Raw genomic sequence first — 24,433 nt, forward strand, 5'->3', positions numbered from 1 at the left:
GCGTGCAGCAATGCAACACAAGGCGGCAAACCGGATGATCGGGGGAGGATGATTGTGACGAAGGGCAAGATGGCAGGCGGTCTGGCGATGATCGCGCTGATCGCGGCGGGCACCGGGGCGTCGGCGCAGACGCAGCAGCGGTCGCCGCAAAAGGCGGCGCGGACCGGCATCGCCGCAGCACGCGCGCGTGCCGACCGGATCGTCGCGAAGATGACCCGCGAGGAAAAGATCCTGCTGGTCCACGGCCTGTTCCCGACCATGGCGGCGGGCAAGTCGAAGGAGGAACTGATCCCCTCGGCCGGTCATATCGACGGCATTCCCCGGCTGGGCGTGCCCCTGGTCCGCGAGAGCGATGCCTCGCTGGGCGTGGCCAATCAGGTAGAGCAGCGGGTCGGCGACGTCGCCACCGCGCTGCCCTCAGGCCTGGCGACGGCGGCCAGCTTCGATCCCGCCATCGCCCGCGCGGGCGGCGCGATGATCGGGGCGGAGGCACGCGACAAGCGGTTCAACGTGCTGCTGGCAGGGGGCGTCAACCTGACCCGCGATCCGTGGAACGGCCGCAATTTCGAATATCTGGGCGAGGACCCGCTGCTGGCCGGAACGCTGGGCGGCGCGCATATCGCGGGCGTTCAGTCGAACCGCATCGTCTCGACAATCAAGCATTATGTGCTGAATGCACAGGAAACCGGCCGCAACATCCTGGACGCCCGGATCGGCGAGGCGGCGCTGCGGATGAGCGACCTGCTCGCCTTCCAGATCGCGATCGAGCAGGGGCGGCCCGGCTCGGTCATGTGCGCCTATAACAAGATCAACGGCGACTGGGCCTGCGAGAACCGTCGTCTGCTGACCGATGTGCTGAAGCGCGACTGGGGCTATCATGGCTGGGTCATGAGCGACTGGGGGGCGGTGCATTCGACCGTGAAGGCCGCCAATGCCGGGCTGGACCAGGAGTCCGGGCAGGAACTCGACAAGGCCATTTATTTCGCCGAGCCGCTCGCCGAGGCGGTGGCCAAGGGGGAGGTGCCCGAGGCGCGGCTGAACGATATGGTCACACGTTATCTGACCGGGCTGATCGAGACCGGCGCCTATGATGCGCCGATGCCCACCCAGGCGGTAACGCCCGACTATGCCGCCCATGCCGAGGTTGCGCAGCGCGCCGCGGAGGCCGGGATCGTGCTGTTGAAGAACGACGGCAATCTCCTGCCCATCGCGCGCGCCGCCAGGCGGATCGTGGTGATCGGCGGCAATGCCGATGTCGGCGTGCTGTCGGGCGGCGGATCGTCGCAGGTCCGCTCGGTCGGCGGTGCGCCGGTCGAAATCCCGCTGGCTTATGGCGGCTCGTCCTCCTTCGCGCGGATCACCTATCACGCCTCGTCGCCGCTCGCCGCGCTGCGCAAGGCACTGCCCGGCGTTGAGATCGAGTGGCAGGACGGGCGCAACCTGAACGCGACGGTCGCGGCGGCGAAGCAGGCGGACATGGCCATCTTTTTCGCAACCCAGTGGACGACCGAGGCGGATGACGTGCCCGACCTGCGGCTGCCGAACCAGCAGGACGCGCTGATCGCCGCGATCGCCGCCGCACAGCCGCATACCGTGGCGGTGATGGAGACGGGCGGCCCGGTGCTGATGCCTTGGATCGCGAAGGTCCCCGCTGTCGTCCAGGCCTGGTATCCCGGACAGCGCGGCGGCGAGGCGCTGGCGGCGATTCTGACCGGCCAGGTCGATCCCTCGGGCCGCCTGCCGATCACCTTCCCCGCCGATGCCTCGCAACCGCCGCGCCCGCGCCCGGTCGGGCTCGACAAGCTGAGCGAGGTCGAAGCGGCGGCGGCCGCCAACCCGGCGGCAACACCGGCCCCGACGCTTCAGAGCTTCCCGGTCGACTATGTCGAGGGCGCCGATGTCGGCTATCGCTGGTACGAGAAGAAGGGGATGAAGCCGCTTTTCCCCTTTGGCCACGGGCTCAGCTATACGAGCTTCGCCTATCGCAATCCGGTCGTCACCGGCGGCAAGACGGTCCGCGTGACCGTCGATATCGTCAACACCGGCCAGCGCGCCGGGTCGGACGTGCCGCAAATCTATGTGGCGCGCGACGGCAGTGGCGATCCGATGCGGTTGGCGGCGTTCCAGCGCGTGACGCTGAAGCCCGGCGAGACGCGTCGTATCACCCTGATCGCCGAGCCGCGGCTGCTGGCGAATTACGACACCGCGCTCCCCGGCTGGCGGATCCAGGGCGGGGCCTATCGCGTCGCGGTGGCGCATGACGCGACCGACCGGGCGATGGTCAGCACCACCCGGATCGATGCGCAGACGATGAAGCCTTAACGGAAGCCGTAACGCCCGTTGCCCTTGGCGTGCGATCGGGGGCAAGGGTGGGCCATGGTCCCGCCCTCCGATCGCATGTTTACGCGCCAGTCCCCGTCATTGTGGCTTTATGCGCTGGCCAATATCGGTGGCGTGGCGGCCTATCTGCCGCTGCTGACCCTGCTGGTGCCGATGAAGGTCGAGGCGGTCAGCCCGGACGGCCGGATCGCCCTGCTCTCGCTGGTCGCGGTCCTGGGCGCTGCGACGGCGAGTCTGGCGAACATCCTGTTCGGCTGGCTGAGCGATCGGTCGCAGCGGGCGGGGCGTGGTCGGCGGGGCTGGATGGCGATCGGGCTGGCGGGCATGGCGGCCAGCTATGCCGCGATCGGCATGGCCGCGACGCCCGTGATGCTGGTCGCGGCCATCCTGTTCTTCCAGTTCGCGGTCAACGCGCTGCTCGCCCCGCTGATGGCGATCATGGCGGAGGAGATACCCGATGCGAAGCGCGGGCTGGCGGGCGGCCTGATCGCGCTCGGCAATCCGGCGGCCTCGGCCCTGTCGACCTGGCTGGTGGGCGAGGCCGTGCTGGGGGAGCAGGGGCGGCTGGCGGCCGTAGTGATGGCGGTCATGCTCTGCGTCCTGCCGCTGCTGCTGGTCGGGGCGGGGGGCGCCATGCCGGACGAGCGCGTCGCGGCTGCGCCGTCACGCCCGTCCAGACGGGATTTCGTCATCGCGGGCGTGGCGCGGCTATGGATCCAGGTCGCGGCGGTCGTGACCCAGGTCTATCTGCTCTATTATTTCGAAACGATCGTACCGGCCGCCGACTATGCCGATCTGCCGCACTGGGTCGGGCAGGTCTTTACCTGTGCCTTCGTCCTGCCCTTGCCGATCGCTCTGGTGCTGGGGCGGCTGGCGGACCGGATGGAGCGCCGCCGATACATCCTGCTGATGGCGGGGTTGGTCGCGGCGCTGGGCCTGCTGGGCATGGCCGGGGCGAACGGCCGTCAGGCCGCGGCGGCGGCGTTCATCCTCTACACCGCCGGATCGTCGGTCTTCGTCGCGCTGCACGTCGGGCTGAGCTTCCAGCTTCTGCCCGATCCCCGGCATCGGGGGCGCGACCTGGGTCTGTTCAACCTGACCAACACCCTGCCGACCATCATCGGCGCGGGCCTGACCTGGACCTTCGCCACGCCGCACGACTTCGACGCGGTGCTGGTCGTGCTCGCCCTGGTCACCATGGCGGGCGGCCTGGCGATCCTGGGCGTCAAGGCGTGGCGATAGGATTATTGTCAGAGCAATACCCGCTCAGAGCCGACGGAGCGGCCCATTGGCGACCGGCTCACCGAAATCGGGCGAGCCGTCGGGGCGGTAACGGAAATACTGCATCCGCGTGTCCCGGTTGGGATCGAACAGCGGATCGCCCTTGATCTCCAGATAGTCGCGCGCGTGATAGACCAGCACGTCGCGCCCGCGCTCGTCGACCGTGAAGCTGTTATGCCCGGGTCCGAAGACCTTGTGCGCGGTCGAGGTCTTGAAGACCGGCACCGGCGACTTGGACCAGTTGGCCGCGTTCATCAGGTCGGCATCGGCATCGCAGGTCAGCATCCCCATGCAATAGCGGGCATCGGTGGCGCTGGCCGAATAGGTCATGAACAGCTTGCCGTTGCGGGCGAGCAGGGCGGGCGCCTCGTTGACCTTGAAGCCCTGGATCTCCCAGTCCAGCGTCGGCACCGACAGCCGCACCGGCTTGGCGCCCAGGGTCAGCGCGGTCTTGAGCGGGGCGAGATAGAGGTTGGAATTGGTCGCGATGCCCGGCTCGCTCTGCGCCCATGCCAGATAACGCTGGCCCTTATGGACGAAGCTGGTCGAATCGAGCGTGAAGCTGTCCCATTCGGTCTGCAACTGGCCCAGCACCGACCAGCTGCCGGTCATCGGATCGGGGCCGTCGCACACGACCGCGAAGGTGCGGATGCGGAACACATCCTCGCCGCCGCCGCTCGGCCCCGCCGCGAAGTACATGGTCCAGCGGCCGTCGATCAGATGCAGCTCGGGCGCCCAGATGAAGCCCGACATCGGCCCGCTCGGCAGATGCCGCCACAGTATCTTCTCGGTCGCGGTGGTCAGACCCGCGAGCGTCTTCGAACGGCGCAGGACCAGCCGGTCATATTCGGGCACCGACCCGGTCATGTAATACCAGCCATCGGTATGGCGGAAGACCTGCGCATCGGCGCGCTGACGGACCACCGGGTTGACGATGGTCGGTGCGCCCGCCGCCCGGACGATCGAGGGCAAGGTCATGGCGGTGGTCGCACCAGCCATGAAGGAACGTCGGGTCAGCATGGTCCATCCTCCGCCTGTCGGCCGCGCCGTCCCGGACGGGATCGTAGCGGTCCTTGTCGTTCGAATCGCCACGAGGCTCATCGAAGTCATTGCCCTAGCCCAAAACTCCGACATTACAAAAGCGTGGATATGGGGAGGCCGGGCATCCATTGGCGCGGGGCGACGTTGACGTGCCATGCCTTCATCCGATCCGGGTCGCTACCCCTTTCGCCCAATCATCGACCGCCCCGCCTATGATTGGCCCGAGGGGCGCAGGGTCGCCATCTATCTGGGCGTCAATCATGAAGTCTTCGACTTTGGCGGCGGCCTGGGAGCCGAGCTGGCGCCGTCGCAGAACCAGCCGGACGTGATGAACTATGCCTGGCGCGACTATGGCAATCGGGTGGGCGCGTGGCGGCTGTTCGAATTGTTCGACCGGCTGGAGCTGAAGACCACGGCGTTGTTGAACGCCGATGTGCTGGATCGCTGTCCGGGGCTGGCCGAGGCCTGTCGCGACCGGGGCGACGAGATCGCCGCGCATGGCGGCAGCAATGCGAAGGCGCAGGGCAAGCTGGGGCAGGGGGAGGAACGCCGCCTGATCGCCGACGTGACCGACAGACTGGCCGCGCTCGGCACGCGCCCCACCGGCTGGCTGGGCCCCTGGATTTCGGAGAGCGAGGTGACGCCCGACCTGCTGAAGGCGGCGGGCTATCGCTACGTGCTCGACTGGGCGCATGACGATCAGCCGACCCGGTTGGCGACCAAACAGGGCGAGCTTCTGTCCATTCCCTACTCGCAGGAGATCAACGACCTGCCCGCCGTGATCCAGCGCAAGCAGGAGGCGGATGTCTTTGCCGCCATGATCCGCGATGCCGTCGCGCAATTGCTGTCCGAGGCCGATCGCCGTTCCTCGGTCCTCGGGATCGCGCTGCACCCCTATATCATGGGGCAGGCGCACCGCGTCCCGCCGCTCGCGCGTGTGTTGACGGCGCTGCGCGAGGCCGACGATCCCCGGATATGGTGGACGACCGCCGGAGCGATCGCCAACCATGTCGAGGCGAACGGGCTCGCCGCCTAGCGCCCCGACGCCAGGAAGCGATTCGCCGTGCGCAGCGACAGCGCCATGATCGTCAGCGCAGGGTTCGCGGCCAGCGCGCTGGGGAACACCGAATTGTCGCAAATCCACAGATTGGCGATGTCGAAGCTGCGCCCGTCCGCGTCGACCACGGCCTCGTCGCCATTGTCGCCCATGCGGCAGGTGCCGATGGTATGCGCCGAGCGATCGACCGCGAAAATGTCCTGCGCGCCCGCCGCTTCCCAGATGGCGGTCATGACGCGGCGGGAATGCTGGTCGATGGCGCGTTCATTGGCATGATAGCTGAAATTGATCCGCGCCTTGCGATGGCCGAACGAGTCGGTTTCGTCCGACAGGGTCAGGCGGTTGTCGGGATGCGGCAGGCAATCGCCATTGATGCCGATCCCCGCCATGCGGTTGTAATTCCGCAGGATCGACTGAAGGCGCGTGCCCCACATGCCCGCCCCGCGCGCCAGTCCGGTGGCGAGGTTGACCGGCAGTACGCCCAGGCTCTGCATCAGATAGCCCCCGACGCAATCGGCATCGGCGGGGCGCATCATGTCTTCGCTGATCAGCGAGGAGGGATAACCCCGGTTCATCCGCATCTCGTCATCGAAGCGTCCCCAGACCTGGGTCGCGACATGCGCCATGAAGTTGCGGCCGACCTGTCCGCTGGAATTGGCGAGGCCCAGGTTCAGCAGCAGGCGCGGGCTCTCGACCCCGCCTGCACACAGGAAGACGGCGCGGCAGCGCTGGCGATGCTCCTGACCGCCCTGATGATAGACGACCCCGTCGATCCGCCCTTGCTGGTCGAACTCGAAGGACAGCACGCGCGCTTGAGAGCGTATCTCGGCCCCATGCGCGACGGCCATGGGGAGATAGCTGGTGTCCATGCTGGTCTTGGCGGCGTTGCGGCAGCCTTGGTGACAGGTGCCGCAATTGACGCAGGCCTGGCGCTGTCCCCAATGCGGCTGGTCGCGGTCGCGCGAGACGAGCGCGGCCGGAGCGTCCGCCACCGTGATGCCCAGCGCCTCGCACCCCCGTGCCATCACCTCGGCGGAGGCATTGCGGGGAACCGGCGGATAGGCATAGCAGCGGCTGTCGTCCCAGGGATAACGGGCCGGGCCGGAGACGCCGGTAAACGCCTCCACCTCTTCGACATAGGCGATCAGTTCGGCATGGGGGACGGGCCAGTCCGCGCCTTGCCCGGTCATGGTTTTCAGTTGCAGGTCGCGGGGATCGGGGCGCGGGCAAAAGGCACCCCAGTGAAGTGTCGAACCGCCGACGCCCATACCCGAATTGTTGGAGCCGAAGGCGGTCGGGTCGTTGCCGCCGCTCAGTCGCTCTTCCATCCAGTAGATATTGGCGGCGAGTTCGTCAGCGACATGTTCGTTCGGGGTGAAGGACCGTCCCGCTTCCAGCGCTACGACCGACAGCCCGGCCTCGGCCAGCCGTGCGGTCAGCGGCGCGCCACCCGCGCCGGTCCCGATGACGACGGCATCGACCATCTCGGTCGCGGCATAGGGGGCGCGGCTCATGCCATCTTCTCCCGTACCGTCTGCCAGGCTTCGACATCGTTCGCGCCGGTTCGGCGATAGCCTTGCTTGCGGGGGCCATCGCCGCCGACCGCAAAGCCGTCATAGCCGATCGCCGCCATCGTCGAGGGCAGGGCGGCCCATTGGCGAACGACTTCCGCGCGAACGTCCTGAAACCAGAGGGCCATCTGCACTGGCGAGAACGGACCCGCATTGGCGGTGGCGTCGTCATTCCCGGTGGCGATCCGGTCCAGCCAGTCGGCCTGCGTGCCATGGTCCAGCGCGGCAAAGCGGCCGGTGAGCGCATCCAGGGTCAGCAACCCTTGCCGCCAGGCCTCCGGATCGGGCGGCAGATCGGCGAAGCGCCAGCCGTCCCCCGCCCCCTGCGTTATGGCCAGCTCGACCCGCTGGGCAAGATCATGCGCGGAGACGTCTTCCGGCAGAATATGGGCGATCAGGGCCTGGACGGTCGCCCGCTCGGCGTCCGACCATGGAAGTTCGGCGTCGGACACCGGACGGGTCCGCTCCAGCATGACGGCGCGGGTGCGGCGGCTGACCCGATCAGAGCCCAGGATATCCAGGAACCCCGTCGGCAGGATCGAAGGGGCCAGCGATGTGGCATGGTCTTCAAGGGCCCGAGCGAGCGCTTCAGGCTGTTCATAAGGGATCAGGTGCGCGGCACCATCGACGACGCAAATATCGGCGTGACGGTAATGCGGCGCGTTGAGCCTGCGCTGCGCATCCTCGTTCAGGTCACCGTCCTCCGAGCCTGCGACGATCAGCGCCGGGATCGAGATCTGGCCGACCTGACCGCTCCAATCCTCCAGGCTGCCCCGTTCCAGCCAGCCGAGCCATGCCTCCCGGCTCGAACGCCGCACGTCCGCCACTGCCCGGTCATGCCGTTCGGGCGGCAGAGCCGACGCGGTATTGGCCTCGACGAAGGTCTCCGCATCGCTCTGCCCGATCGATCCGCCCGCGACCCAGCCGATCATCTGCGCGCGGCGCTCCTCGTCCATCGGTTCGGGCGAGGGGGGCGAGGCGGCGACCAGCGCGACGCCGACGACCCCGGCCAGCCCGATCTCGCCCGCCGCCGCGCGGGCCGCGACGATGGTCGCGATCTTGCCGCCCATGCTGTGTCCGACCAGGATACAGGCGGTCAGGCCGTTGCGGCGGATCGTACCGGCCAGATCGTCGGCCATCGCCGAGACATCGGCATAGCCTTCATCAGCCCGGTCGCCGAAACCCGGAAGGTCGAGTGCCATGCAAGGCGCACTGCCAAGATGTCGGCACACCAGCTCCCATTCCCGTTTGCTGGAACCCAGGGCGTGGAGAAAGACGAAGGTCGGTTGGATCATGCGGCCGGGTTCCTTGAAAGCCCATGCTGGACGCCGCACGGCACGGTCCGTTCCTGACAAATGCCTCTCAACAAAAATTAATTTGGATCATAGGCGATAATCCTCACCGGTCGCCCGATGCCGTAAAATTCATGGAACCGTGCGCGGAGGCAAGCGCTTGGCCACGGTCCCTATCCATGATCGGAGTAAAGTCGTGGCCGATACCGACCAGGCGCAGCCGCAGTACAAGATCGAATATCGCGAGATCCAGCCCTTCGGCACGTTGAAGGACTTGCCGCTGGGTCTGTCCGACAATGCCCGTAAGCAAAGCGTGTCGATCCTGAACCAAGTGCTGGCCGACACCATGATGCTGCGTGATCTCTACAAGAAGCATCATTGGCAGATGTCGGGCGCAACCTTCTATCAGCTGCATCTGCTGCTCGATACGCATTATGAAAAGCAGGCCGAACTGGTCGACATGGTGGCCGAGCGCATCCAGGCGCTGGGCGGCATCAGCATCGCGACGCCGCATGACGTGGCCGAGATGACCCGTATCCCGCGCCCGCCGCGCGGCCGCGAGGATGTACCGACGATGCTCGCCCGCCTGCTGGAGGCGCATCGTATCGTGCTGGAACAGGCGCATGAGGGCGCCAAGACCGCCGACGAGTCGGGCGATGACGGCACCAATGACCTGCTGGTCAGCGACATCATCCGCTCCAACGAACCGCAGGTCTGGTTCGTCGGCGAGCATCTCGCCGCGACGGCGCTTCAGCGCGCCGACTGACCCCCGATAAAGCAGGAAGGCAAGAGGCGATGGCGGATCGTGATCTGGCGAAGGGCATCGCCTCTAGCGAAGTGCAGGAAGGGCGTATCGTCGCCGGTGTGCTGGACGGGCAGGATGTCGTGCTCGTCCGGCACAAAGGGCGAGTCTGCGCGCTGGCGGGCCAGTGTACGCATCTGAAGGCGCCCTTGGCCGACGGGATCGTCGCGGACGGCACGCTTCGCTGTCCCTGGCATCATGCCCGTTTTGATATTGAGACGGGCGAGGCCGTGGGCGCACCCGCCTTCGCGCCGCTGGAGCGGTTCGAGGTGGTCGAGGACGACGGCCAGTTTCGGATCACCGGTCCCGCCGAACCGGGTCCTGCACCTGAGGCCGCAGAGGCTGCGGAGCTGGAACGCATCGTCATCATCGGCGCTGGCGCCGCGGGTCATGCCTGTGCCGAAATGCTGGCCCGCCACGGTGCGGGCGCCTCGGTGATCGTGATCGATGAAGAGAGCGATGCGCCCTATGATCGCACCTTCTGCTCGAAACAATATTTGGCGGGTAAGGCGAAGCGAGGCGAGACCGTCTTGCCCGGACTGGAGAGCGTGGACGTCCGGTCCGGCATTGCCGTGTCACGGATCGACCGCGAAGCCAAGACCATCGTCCTGAAGAACGCCGATACCATATCCTATGATCGGCTGGTGCTGGCAACCGGTGCGGCGGTGGTGTCGCCCGATTTTTACGGTTCGGATCGAAAGGACGTGTTCGCCTTGCGGACGCTGGCCGATGCCGACCAACTGATCGGTGCGGCCGGGCAGGCGAAGCGCGCCATCGTGGTCGGGGCGAGCTATATCGGCCTGGAGGTCGCTGGCTCGCTGATCGCGCGCGGGCTGGAGGTCGCGGTCATATCCGATGACGAATGGCCGTTGGAGAAGACGGCCGGGCCTGAGGTCGGTGCGATGATCCGTGACCTGCACGAGTCCAAGGGCGTCACCTTCCACCTGGACCGCCGTATCGCGCGCTGGGACGGCCATGTCGCCATGCTCGACAACGGCTCCGAAGTGAAGGGCGACTTCGTCGTCGCCGGGATCGGCGTACGGCTAAGGGTGGAACTGGCGGAAGCGGCCGGCCTCGATCTGGCCGACAAGTCCGATGGGGGCGGCGTGAAGGTCGATGCCCGACTGCGGACGTCCGATCCCGCCATCCACGCGATCGGCGATATCGCCAATGCACCGGACCCTCGTCTCGGTCATCCCATCCGGGTCGAGCATTGGGTGGTGGCGCAGCGCATGGGGCAATGGCTGGCCCGGCATTTCATGGGACAGGCGAGCGGCGATTATCGTGCGGTGCCGTTCTTCTGGTCGGGCCATTACGACCTGAGCCTGCGCTATGTGGGCCATGTCGCCTCGCCCGAGGATCGGACGATCGATGGCGATGTCCCGGCCAAGGATTTCGTGGTGTCGTTTGCCGAAAAGGGCCGCGAACAGGCTGTTCTGACGGCGGGGCGCGACGAACTGGCGCTGCAAAAGGAATATGAGTGGGAGCAGGAAGGCCGTTCACAGGCTGGAGACAAGATGCCGTCGGGGTGAATAATCGGTCATCCAAGCCTTCCGATCTTGATCTGGGGTCGGGCTCGACGATCTTTCGGGGCGTAAGATTGGAGTGCCCCGATGAACGCCGAAGAACGCACGTTGCTTACCCGCTTTCTCGATGAACTGTCCGCCGCGCGTACGGGCGGGAAGGACCCCGAGGCCGATGCGATGATCGCCCGCGCTTTGTCCTTCAATCCGGACGCGGCCTATCTGCTGGTTCAGCACGCCATCGTGGCCGACCAGTCGCTGCACGCGGCACAGCAGCGCATCGCCGAGCTGGAGCGCCAGCAACAAGCGCCCCCCGCACCGGGAAGCAGCAGCTTCCTGCCGCAGGGCGCTAGCGGCCCCTGGGGTGCGCGCCCGCAGGACTGTTATTCGCCACCCCCGCCCGAGGCCCGGCCGGGCGTCTTCTCCGGCGGCGGCGGGCTGGGCAGCTTCCTGCGCAGCGCGGGCACCACGGCGGCGGGCGTCGTCGGCGGCGAGATGCTGTTTTCGGGCCTGTCCGACATGTTCGGCCATCGCGGCGGCGGTGGCGGTGGTGGCCTGTTCGGTGGCGGCGGCCAGGGCTTTATGGACCGACCGGAGAATGTCACCATCAACAACTTCAACGATGACGATGGCGGCCGTTTCGACGACGGCAATTCCGACTTCGACAATTCCGACGTTTATTAAGCAATGATCGGCTGGGCGGCGTCCCCTTCGGGGGCCGCCCGGCTTGCCGGGGCTGACGCTCCGATGGCGGCCAGACTCGCCGCCAGTTCCTCGCTCCGGAACGGCTTGGTCAGTCGCGCGACCTCGACATCCAGCCCCTCCGCCTCGGCATAGCCCGATACGATGAGGGAGCGAAGTTCGGCCAGCTTGTCCTGCAACTCGCGGGCGAGCTGCGCGCCGCTCATACCCGGCATCAGGTGATCGGTGACGAGCAGGTCGGGGCGCAACCCGGCCTGTACCAGTTCCAGCGCCTGTTCGCCGGACGATGCCTCGACCACGCCGTAACCCAGATCGGCCAGCATGTCGGCGGTGCTCATCCGCACCAGATCCTCATCATCCACCAACAGGACAGTGCCGATGCCATCGGCCCTTGCCGGGGCGGGGGTAACAGACGCGACCGTCGCCGTCTCGACGTCGCTGAGCGGCAGCCAGAGCGTGATCGCCGTTCCGTGCCCCAGCGCACTCGAAATCGTCAGGCCACCACCAAGCTGTGCGGCCAGACCATGCACCATGGACAGGCCCAGGCCCGTCCCCTTGCCGACGCCCTTGGTCGAGAAGAAGGGCTCGATCGCGCGCAGGCGGGTCTCTTCGTCCATGCCCATGCCGGTATCGCCGACGCTCAGGCAGATATAGTCACCTGCCGGAACGTCGGTCGTCTGCTGGCCGTCGACCTCGCAGCGGTGGACCTTGACCGACAGCGTGCCGCCGCTCGGCATCGCATCGCGTGCGTTGACCGCCAGATTGAGCAGCGCCATTTCAAGCTGATTGGCATCGGCCCGGGCGGGGGGAAGGGCGTCAGCGACCTCCACCTCCAGCGTGATGGTCGGGCCGACCGTGGATTCGATGAGGTCGGCCATGCTGTCGACCAGCTGGCCCAGATCGACGGCGGTCGGCTGGAGCGGCTGGCGGCGGGCGAAGGCGAGCAGGCGCTGGACGAGGGTCTTGGCGCGTTCGGCCGATTGCAGCGCCCCGTCGATCAACCGCTGTTCGCGCGCCGTGCCGGAGCCCCTGCGCATCAGCATGTCGAGCGAGCCGATGATCGGCGTCAGCAGGTTGTTGAAATCGTGCGCGACGCCGCCGGTCAGGCTGCCCATCGCCTCGACCTTCTGGCTTTGTCGCAGGGCCTCCTGCGCCGCCTCCAGTTCGGCGGCCGCCTTCAGGCGCTCGGAAATGTCGGTGGCCTGGTGGAAGGCCGCGATCACCCGACCCGCGCCGTCGCGAAGCGGGGTATAGGTGATTTCCCAGATCGGCTTGGCGAGATCCGGGCTGCCAAAGGCTTCGGTGACGGTGAAATGCTCCCCGGTCAGCGCCCGGGTCATCAGCGCCCTGATAGAATTACGCTGGTCCGGCACGAACTGATCGGGAAACACGTCGCCGAGCTTGGTGTCGAACCCGAAGATTCGCCGGAATTCCTGGTTGTGCGCCTTGTTGAAGGCGATCAGCCGATAGTCGGTATCGAAGGCGCAGATGGGCGACGCGATCGCCTCGACGATTTCGTGATAGCGGCGGATCTCGGCGGTGCGCTCGACGACCTGCTGCTCCAGCGTGTCCTTCAACTCGCGCAGGGCCATTTCGGCGCGAGCCCGCTCGACCGCGACCTTGACCCGCTCGCCGACATTCTGGACGAGCGCTTCTTCCTCAGGGCTCCAGATGCGCGGCGTGGCGCTTTGGACCGCGAGCAGGCCGACCCATTCGGTTTCCTCGAACAGCACGACATCGACGAATGCGCCGACCTCGCGCGCCTGAAGCCCGGAACGCGCGCCGTCGCTCAGGCGGTCGTCGGCGCCGACATTGGTGACGACCACCGGCGCGCCGCCGCGATAGGCGGCCAGCAGGTCCGGCCCGAAACTGACCAGCGAATGGCGGCCGACGATCGAGGATACGCCGCGCGCATAATCGCGCTCGACGGTCATCCAGCCTTTGCTCGTGATCTCGGCATAGAAGACGCGGCTGGCCGACAGTTCCTCGCCCAACCGTTCCGCCGCCAGCGCCATGATTGCGGTGGGCGTCTCCAGCGCCCGCATATGATCGGCCAGGGTCAGCAGGAACGCCGCGCGCCGCTCCGCCAGAACCCGCTGCGTCGTATCGGCCAGCAGGCACAGGACGCCGACCGGCTTGCCCTGCCCATCGACGATGGGCGACGTATCGAAATTGGCCCAGGCCTGCGTTTCCTGCCCGTTGCGGTAGAGGGTCGCGGGCAGGTCCGGGAAGTGCAGCGTTTTGCCGCCGAGACCGGCGGTCATGATGACGTCGTTGAAGGCGGCATATTGGGGCCAGCCTTCGTGGACCGTCTTCCCCAGCAACCCCGGATGGCCGTCCCCGACGAAGCGGGCATAGGCGTCGTTGTACAGCATCACCCCGTCCTCGCCCCAGAACAGCAGGTACGGCACGGCCGAGCGCAGCACCAAGGCGAGCGTCATCGTCAACGAGATCGGCCAGCTTTCGACGGGGCCGAGCGCCGTGGCGGACCAGTCCAGGCGAGCGATCCGATCGGCACAATCGCCACCGCCGATGAGAAAGGGGGGCATTTCCACACCGGTATTGATGGCAGCGACGCCCTTGCCGTGCGGCACGCTGGAGGAAGGGGAGGGGTCGGTCACTGGTGCACGATACTCGATAAAGCCGAAAGCGCGAAACAATCATTGATCGACGTTAGAGTCAGGCGGTGCTGCCGCTGATGACGGCAGCGCCGCTCGCAAAAAAAGGCCCCGGTTTTCACCGGGGCCTCTGTCCGATCGCGAGGGGTGAACGATCGAAAGGTTAGAAGGTGCCGCGCAGGCCGATCAGGAACTGACGACCCGGCTTGTACTGGGTGAACGTCGCGTTCTCGAACTGGAAATAGGAGCGCAGCGTCGCGTTGGTGAAGTTGGCGACGTTGACGGTCAGCTGCGGCGCCCCGGCAATGCCGAAGATCTTGTCGAGATCGAACGCCGACGAGAAGTCGTAGGTCGTGAAGTCGGTGCCGAACAGCGCCGCGTTGGGGATGCCGTTCTGCGCCGCGCCGCTATTCTGCGCGCCCTGACGCGAAGTCGTGGCGACACGCAGCATCACGCCGTTCTTCTCGTAATAGCCGGTGATGTTGTAGGTGAAGGGCGCCACGCCGAACGCAACGGCCGGGCCGTCGCTGCGCTGGTCGACGATGGTGGCGTTGGCGTTGAAGCCGAAGCCGGTGATGCCGATCGCGCGGGTCAGGAAGTCGAGCGGCTGAACCCACTGGAATTCCAGGCCGTTGATGGTCAGCTTGTTGGGCACGTTGACCTGCGACGTGACCTGCACCTGCGCCTGGCTGGGTCCGCCGCGCGCGTTGATCGCGATCTGCTGCGTCGGGTTCAGCGTGTCATAGGTGATGCCGTACTGCGCCAGGTTCGAGAAGGGCACCGTGCTGATCGCGGTAGTGGTGAACCCTTCCAGCGACTTGCGGAACGCGTTGAAGCTGATCACGCCCTCACGGCCGGTATAATATTCGAAGCCCAGGTCGAGATTGGTCGACAGATAGGGGGCCAGCGCCGGGTTGCCGATCGAGGCCTGGTCGGCCGAGGGCGCGCCGAAGTTGATGCCCGGCAGCTGCGCCGACGGGTCCGGACGGGTCATGGTGCGCGAACCCGCGACACGGACCACCGCATGGTCGCCGATGTCATAGGCGAAGGTCGCCGCGGGCAGCCATTCCGAATAGACGTTCCGGGTATCGGCGATGTTCACGATGCTGGGATAGCGGCTGCCATCGGGCAGCGACGCGCCGGTTGCGGTCGTGTTGCGGGGATCGGGGACCGAGACGCGGCCCGAGATCGTCTGGATCGTGTTGACGTAGCGCAGGCCGACATTGAAGCGCAGCGTGTTGCCGCCCAGTTCCTGCGCGCCGTTGACGGTCGCGAAGGCCGACTTCACGACCTCGCGGATGAAGCCCGCGCTGGCGCCGGTGTTCGCGCCGCCATTCTCGGGCGCATTGTCGTGGAAGAACTGGTAGTTGCTGGCCTTGGCGAAGGCGGGCCAATTGACCGTCACGAAACCGGCTGGGCCGGGCGACAGATAGCTGGATGCCGCGCTGTTGGGGATCAGCGAACCGCCATAGCTGACCGGGCCGGTCATGCCCGAGCTGAAGCCGGTGCCATAACCCGGATAGGTCGGATAACCGGCGGGCGCCGCGCCCGGCGCGTTCAGGCCTTCGCAGGGCGGCTGCGAGTTGGGCGAGGGGACGGCGACGTTCGGATTGTTGCCGCAGACCGCGTTCTGCCAGAACTGGCTGTTGTCGAAGCCCCGGATGCGGCGCGACGTATCGTCATAGGCGCCGCCGACCTTCAGGTTCAGCGCGGTGTCGCCCCAGGTCAGGTCGCCGCGCAGCCCCTTGTTGATGTTCAGGCGACGTTCGTCCTGCAGGTTGACGCGGCTGCCCGCATACCAGCCGAAATTCTTCGGATCGTTCAGGTCCAGCGCGCTCTTGATCGTCGGAATGCCGCCGGTGTTCGAGAAGGTGACGGTGTTGCCGACGCCCAGCGGCGTCGTCATGCCGACGGTCGGGCTCTCGCGATGGAAGGTCGAGCGGGCGTAATTGCCCTGGAAGTTCAGCTTCAGCTTGTCGTTGATCTGCCACTCGGCACCCGGATTGACGCTCCAGAGGCGCGTCGTCTCGGTATAGGGGCGAAATTCGTTGAAGAACTGGGCGTTGGCGAACGTGCCGCCGGTGACCGTGCAGCCCGCGCTGCAATCGGACTTGTCGAAGGTCAGGTTGGTCGGGATGATCGCGCCGTTGCGGACGATCCAGGCCATGTTCTCACGGGTCAGCTCGTTCTTCTTAAAGCCGTACAGACCGTCGACATAGAAATGCAGCTCGTCGGTCGGGCGATATTCGGCGCTCAGGATCGCGTTGATGCGGTCGCGCGGGCCGCGAATGCTGGTGACGCGGCCCAGGCGGGGCAGCAGGCCGTTGTCGATCTGCTGGATGGTCGCGCCGGGATTGTTGGCGAGCAGGAAGTTGCGGTCGATCACCGTGCCGGGGACGAGGCCCGCACCGGCACCGACCGGCACCGTCGCCGGGATCGTCCAGTTGCCGCCGCCGGTGCTGTTGCAGCCGCTGGTCGCGCCGCACTGCGCCGCCGTCAGCGCCGGGTTGGTGTAGCCGATGGTCTCGAAACCGCGCGTATCGGTGAACAAGCGCTGCGCCGAAACGCCCGCCAGGACGCCGAACGTGTCGTTGCGCCAACTGCCGATCAGCGAGCCGCGCGCACCGATCCGGTCCTCCGGCGTCTGCTTCGAGCCCTGGATGTTATAGGCCACGAACGAGGTGTTGCGGTCGAACGGACGGGCCGAGCGCAGGTCGATATTGCCCGCCGCGCCCCCTTCCAGCAGGTCGGCGGTATAGCTCTTGTTCACGGTCAGCTTGGTGAACAGGTCGGTCGGGAAGAAGCTGAGGTCGACCGAGCGGTCGGTGCCCTGCGCGTCGGTCGAGCCCGACGAGGCGACCGCGATCGGCGCGCCGTTCAAGGTCACGTTGGTGAAGTTCGATCCCAGGCCGCGAATGGCGACGTTGGTGCCTTCGCCGGTCACGTCGCGGGTGATGGTGACGCCGGGAATGCGGTTGAAGGACTCCGCGATGTTGGTGTCGGGGAACTTGCCGATATCCTCAGCGAAGATCGAGTCGGTAAAGCCGGTCGACGCGCGCTTGGCGTTGGTCGACTTGGCCAGGCTCGAACGATAGCCGGTGACGACGATGTCCTCGGACGGTGTGCCCTGGGTCTGGTCGGTCTGCGGCGCGGGCGGCACGGAGGGGCCGTCATCCTGGCCATCATTAAGTATCTGCCCTTGCGGGGCGGGAACCGCCTGCGCCCAGGCGGTCGATGCGCTCATCGCGCCGACGGCCGTGGCGCATAGCAGGGCGATGCGGCTGAGGCGGATGGTGGGCACGGATTTCATGTCAGGTCCTCTCTTGCGGCCCGCTGTCGTTCGTTGCGACATGCGGAATCATTTCGGGTGTATCGGTAGATTAGGGGCGGTGGATCAGGCTGCCGGTGGAGCGTGCTGGTGGCCGGGACGCAGCACCACGCGGTCTGCCAATGCGTCGGCCATGATGATGCCGTTAACCATGCTATCCCCTCCGACCGTCTGATGCGGCGTATGCTGATAGCGCTATCGTTCTGCTCTATTGGTCCACAAGTCAATGCAAATTGGTTAGGCCGCAGCGCGTTCGTGGCGAACTATGGCTGTTCTGCCACAGCCCCACCGTTTCATGTTGAGACAGTTGGATTTCTTTAGGCAGAGACCGAAAGCGGATGGGCTATACTGCAATCGATTTATAATTAAGCAGGTATAGTCATATCGGACCGACCAAATTTCCGCTTTCTGGTTTTGCCGATACGGGGGCATGGAGTCGCGGCCCCGACGGACCGCGACCGTTGCTTTTCTTACTGGGTATGACCGGGGGCATAGGGGAAGCGCTGCGCCTTGTACCAGGCCAGATCATGTTCCGGCGCGCGTACTCCGGCGGGCAGGGGGCGGTGGTTGACCGACATCCAATAGGCCAGGCTGGCGTCGCGCCACCAGCGGGCCTCGCGTTCCTGAACGGCGAGATAGGTCGCCGTCTTTTGCCACCGCTCGGCATCGATCTTCGGACGCAGGCCGTCCCACTGCCGTTGCATCTGCGCGACATAGGCGACACCGCGATCATAACGGGCGACCAGATCCTCCCAGAGGGTACGACCGCTCGCCATCCGCCGGTCCCAGGGCAGATGATGGAACCAGAGCAGCATCGACTCCGGTGTCGTCTCAGGCTTGGCAAAGGCCTTGGCGACCGGCCCCGCATATTGGCCGACGGCGTTGCTGCCAGAGGCGGCGCGATCGAAGCCGATGCCGTTCGCATCGGCGCGATGATAATAGGTCGGGTTCCATTCGGGGCGCGCCAGATCGGACACCCATGGCCCCGGACCATAATGATGACCCGTGGCCATCAGGTGCGCGAGGCCCAGCGCACCGGTATAGTCGACCACGGCCTCCCGGCTTCCCATCATCATGGCAGTGACGGTATCGACGACCTGCCGGTCGGTGCCGAAGGTCTGCGCGGCCCAGGCGCGCGCGATATCCTCCGCCGAAAGATCGGGGTCCCAGGCCAGACGGCCAAAGGCGTACCAGTTCGACTGATTGAAGGTCGATCCGCTCCAGTCGCGATCGCGCCCGATATTGGCGACGCCCGCCATGCCGGAGAGTTTGTGATGCTCGGCCTGGCCGTCGACCACATCGGCGACCGTCTCGCCCGGCCTCTGTCCGGTCTTGGCGTCCAGCACCTCGGTGAACAGTGGACCGAGATAGGCGAGGTGGGTCGCAAACCCCAGATATTCCTTGGTGATCTGGAACTCGATCATCAGCGGCGTGCGAGGCATAGCGCCGAACAGCGGGTGGAAGGGTTCGCGCGGCTGGAAGTCGATCGCGCCGTTCTTCACCTGCACCAGCACATTGTCGGCGAACTTGCCGTCGAGCGGCTTGAACTCGGTATAGGCTTGTTTCGCGCGATCCTCGGGATCGGTTTCGGCATAGACGAAGGCGCGCCACATCACGATGCCGCCATGGGGTTTCACCGCCGCGGCCAGCATATTGGCGCCATCGGCATGGGAAGCGCCGTAGTCGCGCGGGCCGGGCTGGCCCTCGCTATTGGCCTTGACCAGGAAGCCACCGAAATCGGGGATGGTGCGATAGATTTCGTCGGCCTTCGCCTTCCACCACGCCGCCACCGCCGGATCGCGCGGATCGGCGGTCTTCAGCCCGCCCAGCTCGATCGGTGCGGAGAAGCGGACCGACAGATAGACCTTGATGCCCCAAGGCCGGAACACGTCCGCCAGCGCCGCCGCCTTGGCGATATAGGGCGCGGTCAGGCTGTCGGCCTTGGCATTGACGTTGTTCAGGACGGTGCCGTTGATCCCGATCGAGGCGTTCGCGCGGGCATAGTCGGTATAACGGGGATCGCGGAAATCGGGCAGCGTCCACCAGTCCCAGAGCGACTGGCCCGCATAGCCGCGCTCGACCGACTCATCCAGATTGTCCCAATGGTTGAGCACGCGCAGCTTGACCTTGGGCGCAGAGCGGAGCGCGACGCCATCTGCCGTGCCGCCGGTGGCGAGATGGCGGATCAGCGCGAAGGCACCATAGAGCGCACCGCGATCGCTGTTTCCCGCAACCAGAACGACCTTCTGGCCACCCAGCGTGACGGCGCGGACCAGATACCCTTCCTCACCCAGTCCCTCGAAGGGCAGGCGCAAGGGGCGAAGGACGGGGTCCGATGCGGTCGCCACCAGCACGGGCGGCGTACCGGCGGGCAGCGCACGGCGCAGTTCAGTGCCTGCCAGATCCAGCGTCGGCGATACCCCTGACACCCTGACATTCACCTGTCCGACCGATGGCGCGACACTGCGCAGCCATAGCGCATACCCATCTTCCGCCGCCGCCGGAAACGGCAGTGCGACCAAAGACAGGGACAGCGCGGTGGTCCATGCGCGAATCCGTTTCATCCATACTCTCCCGATGTGTCGGCGATTGACAAGCCGACGCTTGGCCCGCACGTTACCGCTATCAGACCAATTGGCAAGTCGGGTCGGACCGGCTGCCTGACAGGAGGGGCCTGAATGACCCGGTGGCAACCCATGACCCGCCCCATGACCGGCCATGCCGCTTCGTGCGGCCGTCCCTTCGTCGCGCCTCTGTTCGCCTGAAGGACGTACCCATGCCCAAGATCGTTTCCGCCCGCCTGATCGTCACGTCGCCGGGGCGCAACTTCGTCACGCTGAAGATCGAATGCGACGACGGCACCACCGGCCTGGGCGATGCGACGCTCAACGGGCGCGAGATGGCGGTCGCCAGTTATCTGCAGGACCATGTCATCCCCTGCCTGATCGGGCGGGAGGCGCACCGGATCGAGGATATCTGGCAGTATCTCTACAAGGGTGCCTATTGGCGGCGCGGGCCGGTGACGATGACCGCGATCGCGGCGGTCGACATGGCGTTGTGGGACATCAAGGGCAAGGTCGCCGGGCTGCCCGTCTATCAGTTGCTGGGCGGCGCGGCGCGTGAAGGCTGCATGGTCTATTGCCATGCCAACGGGACGTCGATCGAGGACACCATCGCCACGGCCATCCGCCATCGCGACGAGGGGTATCGTGCGATCCGCCTGCAATGCGGTGTGCCGGGCCTCGCCTCCACCTATGGCGTCGCGAAGGCGGGGCAGCGCTATGAGCCTGCCGATGCCGACCTGCCCAGCGAAAGCATCTGGTCGACCGAGAAATATCTAAGCGTCGTGCCCGAACTCTTCGCCGCCGCGCGCGAGGCGCTGGGCTGGGACGTGCACCTGCTCCATGACGTCCACCACCGGCTGACCCCGATCGAGGCGGCGCGGCTGGGCAAGGATCTGGAGCCCTATCGCCCCTTCTGGATCGAGGATGCGACCCCCGCCGAGGACCAGGAGGCGTTCCGCCTGATCCGCCAGCACACGACGACGCCGCTGGCGGTGGGCGAGATCTTCAACTCGATCTGGGATGCCAAGCATCTGATCGAGAACCGGCTGATCGACTATATCCGCGCCACCGTCGTCCATGCGGGCGGGCTGACCCATTTGCGGCAGATCGCCTCGCTGGCGGACCTGTATCAGGTGCGGACCGGCTGTCACGGCGCGACCGACCTGTCGCCCGTCACCATGGCGGCGGCGCTGCATTTCGGGCTGTCGATCCCCAATTTCGGCATTCAGGAACATATGCCGCATACCGACGAGACGGACGCCGTCTTCCCGCATCATTATCGCTTCGAGGACGGCATGATGCACCCCGGCGACGCGCCCGGCCTGGGCGTCGAGATCGACGAGGCGCTGGCGGAAACCTATCCGTACAAGCGGGCCTATCTGCCGGTGAACCGTCTGGAGGACGGGACCTTGTGGAGCTGGTAAGATGAGTACCCCAGGGCTAGTCGACCTTTACCCCATTCCTCCACTGCAAGGGGAGGTGGCAGGCCGTAGGCCTGACGGAGGGGTGTCCCGGTCGGCGAGGTCGACCAGAAATCGCGACCGGTTACACCCCTCCACCATGCTTTCGCATGGTCCCCCTCCCCTTGCAGGGGAGGAATAAACGCCGTGAGACCTGAACAATCGGAGCTGACCCAGGCCGCCGCCGCCGCGCCGGACACCGTAGCCCATGCCGTGCCGTCGCCGCGCGGACGCGTACGCTGGGTCATTTGCGGCCTTCTCTTCGCCGCCGTCGTACTGAGTTACATCGACCGGCTGGTGCTGGGCGTGCTCAAGCCGCAGCTGACCGCGCTCTATGGCTGGACCAATAGCGGTTACGGCGACATCACCGGCTATTTCCAGGTCGCCTATGGCCTGGGTTTCCTGCTCTTCGGTTGGCTGATCGACCGGATCGGGCCGCGCGCCGGTTATCTGCTGGCAATGGGCGCATGGACGGTCGGGCATTTCGCGCAGACGCTCGTCACCTCAACCACCGGCTTTGCGCTCGCCCGCATTCCGCTCGCGCTGGGGGAGGCGGGCACTTTCCCCTCGGCACTGGCGGCCGCCTCGCAATGGTTCCCTAAGAAGGAACGCGCGATGGCGATCGGCATCTTCAATGCCGGGGCCAATGTCGGCGCGGTGGTGACGCCGTTGCTGGTCGGCTTCCTGATCGCCGATCTGGTGCTCGATTGGCGCTGGGCCTTCGTCATCACCGGACTGTTCAACCTCGTCTGGCTGACCGCCTGGTGGCGGCTCTATCACCCGCCGCAGAGCCATCCGCGCATCACGCCCGAGGAACGTGCCTGGATCGAGGCCGAGCCGGTCGAGGCGACGGGCAGCGCGGGGGGCCGCGCGGGCTTCCTGACTGTCCTGCGCCACCGCGAGTCCTGGTCCTATATGACCGGGCGCTTCCTGATCGATCCGGTCTGGTGGACCTTCCTGTTCTGGCTGCCGGACTTCTTCCACAGCCGCTATGGTTATGACCTGAAGAATTTCGGGCCGCCCCTGGTCGCCATCTATATCATGGCCGATGTCGGGGCGATCGTCGGCGGCTGGTATTCGTCACGGCTGCTCAAGCGCGGCGTCGAGACGGGCCGGGCGCGCAAGCAGGCGATGTTCGCCTGTGCACTGTTCGCGCTGCCCGTGATGTTCGCCGCACAGGCGAGCAGCATCTGGATCGCAGTGGCGATGATCGGCCTGGCCTGTGCCGCGCATCAGGGCTTTTCGACCAATCTCTTCGCGCTGCCCGGCGACCAGTTCCCGCGCTATGCGCAAGGAACATTGATCGGTCTGGGCGGCTTTGCCGGGGCGACCGGCGGGTTCATCGCGTCCAAGGCGCTGGGCGCGCTGCTCGACCGGGTAGGGAGCTATCAGCCCTTCTTCATCGCATGCGGCGTCGCCTATCTGGTCGCGCTGCTGATCTTCCATATCCTCAATCCGCGCTACCGCGACGTAAGGATCGGCTCCATGTAACATTTCATGTCCCGATCGCGGCGGCGGATATATGGCCGGATCGGGTGGTTTCTCGCTGACACAGCCGGGAGCCAATATGAACAGGATCGCCTTCGCCCATCTTCTTCTCGCTTCGACGATGGTCGCAGGCGGGGTTTCTGCCCAGTCGACGTCGCAAGTCGTCGGACTGCCGCCCCAGCCCGAGCCCTATGCAACCGAGTCGGTGGTCAATCACCCCAAGACCATCGGCTGGCCGGAAGGGCGCAAGCCCGTCGCACCGCGCGGCTATGAGGTGGTGAAGTTCGCAGGTGGGCTCGATTACCCGCGTCAGGCACTGCTGCTGCCCAATGGCGATGTGATCGTCGCGGAGGCGCGGACCAAGCCCAAGCTCGACGCCGATCCCGAGGTTCAACGCGGTCAGGCGCTGTCCAAGACCACCGGTTTCAGCGCCAACCGCCTGACGCTGCTCCGCGATGCGGACCGGGACGGGGTGGCGGAGCAACGCTTCGTGTTGCGCGAAGGGCTGAACCAGCCGTTCGGGATGCAATATGTCGGCGGGCGGCTTTATGTCGCGAACACCGACGGCGTGGTGAGCTTCCCCTACCAGCCCGGCCAGACGACGATCACTGCCGCCCCCAAGACGCTGATGACGCTGCCCGCCGGGGGTTATAACAACCACTGGACCCGCAACCTGCTGCTCAGCCCCGATGGCCGTACGCTCTATGTCTCGGTCGGCTCGGCGTCGAATGTCGGTGAGTTCGGCATGGACGAGGAAACTCGCCGCGCCGCCATCCTCGCGGTCGATCTGGCTAGCGGGCGCGAGCGTCTCTACGCCTCGGGCTTGCGCAACCCGGTCGGCATGGCCTGGGCGCCCGGCGGGGTGTTGTGGACGGCGGTCAACGAACGGGATGAGATCGGCGACGATATCTCGCCCGATTATCTGGTCGGCGTGAAGGAAGGCGGCTTCTATGGCTGGCCGTATAGCTATTACGGAAAGCAGGATCCCCGCCATGCCAATGAGCGTCGTGATCTGCTCGCGACGACGCTGATGCCCGACGTTGCGGTCGGCGCCCATGCCGCCGCGCTCGGCGTGGCGTTCGACAAGGGAAATGCGGGGCAAACCGCCTATGTCGCACGGCACGGTTCGTGGAACCGGTCCAGCTTCAGCGGCTATGACGTGCTGGCCGTGCCCTTTGCGAGCGGACGCCCGACCGCCGCGCCGCAGCCCTTCCTGACCGGCTTCGTGGCCGACGCCAAGAAGGGCGAGGTCTATGGCCGTCCGGTCAGCATCCAGACCCGCGAGGACGGCGCGATCTTCGTGCTGGATGATGCGGGCGATACGGTCTGGCTGGTCCGTCGGAGTTCGTGAGACGCGGACATGGTG

At 66.3% G+C, this 24,433-nt stretch carries 14 protein-coding genes and 1 pseudogene; 9 read left to right on the forward strand and 6 right to left on the reverse strand.

Annotated features, from left to right (window positions below; translation table 11 throughout):
- Window positions 1-48: 48 nt before the first annotated feature.
- Window positions 49-2,322, forward strand: coding sequence for a beta-glucosidase (locus ACQR50_RS07960; RefSeq protein ID WP_428970520.1), 2,274 nt, complete (start codon window positions 49-51; stop codon window positions 2,320-2,322).
- 54 nt (window positions 2,323-2,376) lie between these two features.
- Window positions 2,377-3,582, forward strand: coding sequence for an MFS transporter (locus tag ACQR50_RS07965; RefSeq protein WP_428970521.1), 1,206 nt, complete (start codon window positions 2,377-2,379; stop codon window positions 3,580-3,582).
- A 36-nt stretch (window positions 3,583-3,618) separates the two neighbouring features.
- Here the strand turns inward: ACQR50_RS07965 and ACQR50_RS07970 are convergent.
- Window positions 3,619-4,641: pseudogene (locus ACQR50_RS07970) on the reverse strand (glycoside hydrolase family 43 protein); the annotation flags it as partial.
- A gap of 175 nt (window positions 4,642-4,816) precedes the next feature.
- On the opposite strand from ACQR50_RS07970, the gene ACQR50_RS07975 reads away from it, so the two are divergent.
- Window positions 4,817-5,698 (forward strand): polysaccharide deacetylase family protein, encoded by an 882-nt coding sequence (locus ACQR50_RS07975; protein ID WP_428970522.1) that lies wholly within the window; start codon window positions 4,817-4,819, stop codon window positions 5,696-5,698.
- Here ACQR50_RS07975 and ACQR50_RS07980 read toward each other — a convergent pair.
- Window positions 5,695-7,233, reverse strand: coding sequence for a GMC family oxidoreductase (locus tag ACQR50_RS07980; protein ID WP_428970523.1), 1,539 nt, complete (start codon window positions 7,231-7,233; stop codon window positions 5,695-5,697). The two genes, ACQR50_RS07975 and ACQR50_RS07980, sit on opposite strands and share 4 nt — an antisense overlap.
- On the reverse strand, window positions 7,230-8,585 hold the full coding sequence (locus ACQR50_RS07985) for an alpha/beta fold hydrolase (protein ID WP_428970524.1): 1,356 nt from the start codon (window positions 8,583-8,585) through the stop codon (window positions 7,230-7,232). Before ACQR50_RS07985 ends, ACQR50_RS07980 begins: the two co-directional genes overlap by 4 nt.
- A gap of 193 nt (window positions 8,586-8,778) precedes the next feature.
- Between ACQR50_RS07985 and ACQR50_RS07990 the strand changes: the two genes are divergently transcribed.
- From ACQR50_RS07990 to ACQR50_RS08000, 3 genes are all read left to right on the forward strand, one after another.
- Entirely contained in the window at window positions 8,779-9,348 is a 570-nt protein-coding gene (locus ACQR50_RS07990) for a Dps family protein (RefSeq protein ID WP_172839659.1), read from the forward strand.
- Window positions 9,349-9,377: 29 nt separating this feature from the next.
- Window positions 9,378-10,916 (forward strand): FAD-dependent oxidoreductase, encoded by a 1,539-nt coding sequence (locus ACQR50_RS07995; RefSeq protein ID WP_428970525.1) that lies wholly within the window; start codon window positions 9,378-9,380, stop codon window positions 10,914-10,916.
- Window positions 10,917-10,997: 81 nt separating this feature from the next.
- Window positions 10,998-11,591, forward strand: coding sequence for a DUF2076 domain-containing protein (locus ACQR50_RS08000; protein ID WP_428970526.1), 594 nt, complete (start codon window positions 10,998-11,000; stop codon window positions 11,589-11,591).
- Here ACQR50_RS08000 and ACQR50_RS08005 read toward each other — a convergent pair.
- From ACQR50_RS08005 to ACQR50_RS08015, 3 genes are all read right to left on the reverse strand, one after another.
- Entirely contained in the window at window positions 11,588-14,158 is a 2,571-nt protein-coding gene (locus ACQR50_RS08005; RefSeq protein ID WP_428970665.1) for a PAS domain-containing protein, read from the reverse strand. The two genes, ACQR50_RS08000 and ACQR50_RS08005, sit on opposite strands and share 4 nt — an antisense overlap.
- Before the next feature lie 232 nt (window positions 14,159-14,390).
- The gene (locus tag ACQR50_RS08010; RefSeq protein WP_428970527.1) at window positions 14,391-17,537 is read right to left on the reverse strand and encodes a TonB-dependent receptor; all 3,147 of its coding nucleotides are present in this window, start codon (window positions 17,535-17,537) and stop codon (window positions 14,391-14,393) included.
- A 488-nt stretch (window positions 17,538-18,025) separates the two neighbouring features.
- Window positions 18,026-20,119: an alpha-glucuronidase family glycosyl hydrolase gene (locus ACQR50_RS08015; RefSeq protein WP_428970528.1), complete on the reverse strand. Its 2,094-nt coding sequence runs from the start codon at window positions 20,117-20,119 to the stop codon at window positions 18,026-18,028.
- Between the two features lie 212 nt (window positions 20,120-20,331).
- On the opposite strand from ACQR50_RS08015, the gene manD reads away from it, so the two are divergent.
- The 3 genes from manD to ACQR50_RS08030 all read left to right on the forward strand — a co-directional run bounded on the left by manD (window position 20,332) and on the right by ACQR50_RS08030 (window position 24,418).
- Window positions 20,332-21,543, forward strand: a complete 1,212-nt coding sequence (gene manD / locus ACQR50_RS08020; protein ID WP_428970529.1) for a D-mannonate dehydratase ManD — start codon at window positions 20,332-20,334, stop codon at window positions 21,541-21,543.
- Between the two features lie 204 nt (window positions 21,544-21,747).
- On the forward strand, window positions 21,748-23,070 hold the full coding sequence (locus ACQR50_RS08025; protein ID WP_428970666.1) for an MFS transporter: 1,323 nt from the start codon (window positions 21,748-21,750) through the stop codon (window positions 23,068-23,070).
- A 76-nt stretch (window positions 23,071-23,146) separates the two neighbouring features.
- A complete protein-coding gene (locus ACQR50_RS08030; RefSeq protein WP_428970530.1) occupies window positions 23,147-24,418 on the forward strand; it encodes a PQQ-dependent sugar dehydrogenase in 1,272 nt (423 codons plus the stop codon).
- Window positions 24,419-24,433: the final 15 nt, after the last annotated feature.

The organism is Sphingomonas sp. Xoc002 (genome assembly GCF_050408055.1).
In the GTDB taxonomy this organism is placed as follows: Bacteria; Pseudomonadota; Alphaproteobacteria; order Sphingomonadales; family Sphingomonadaceae; genus Sphingomonas; species Sphingomonas yabuuchiae.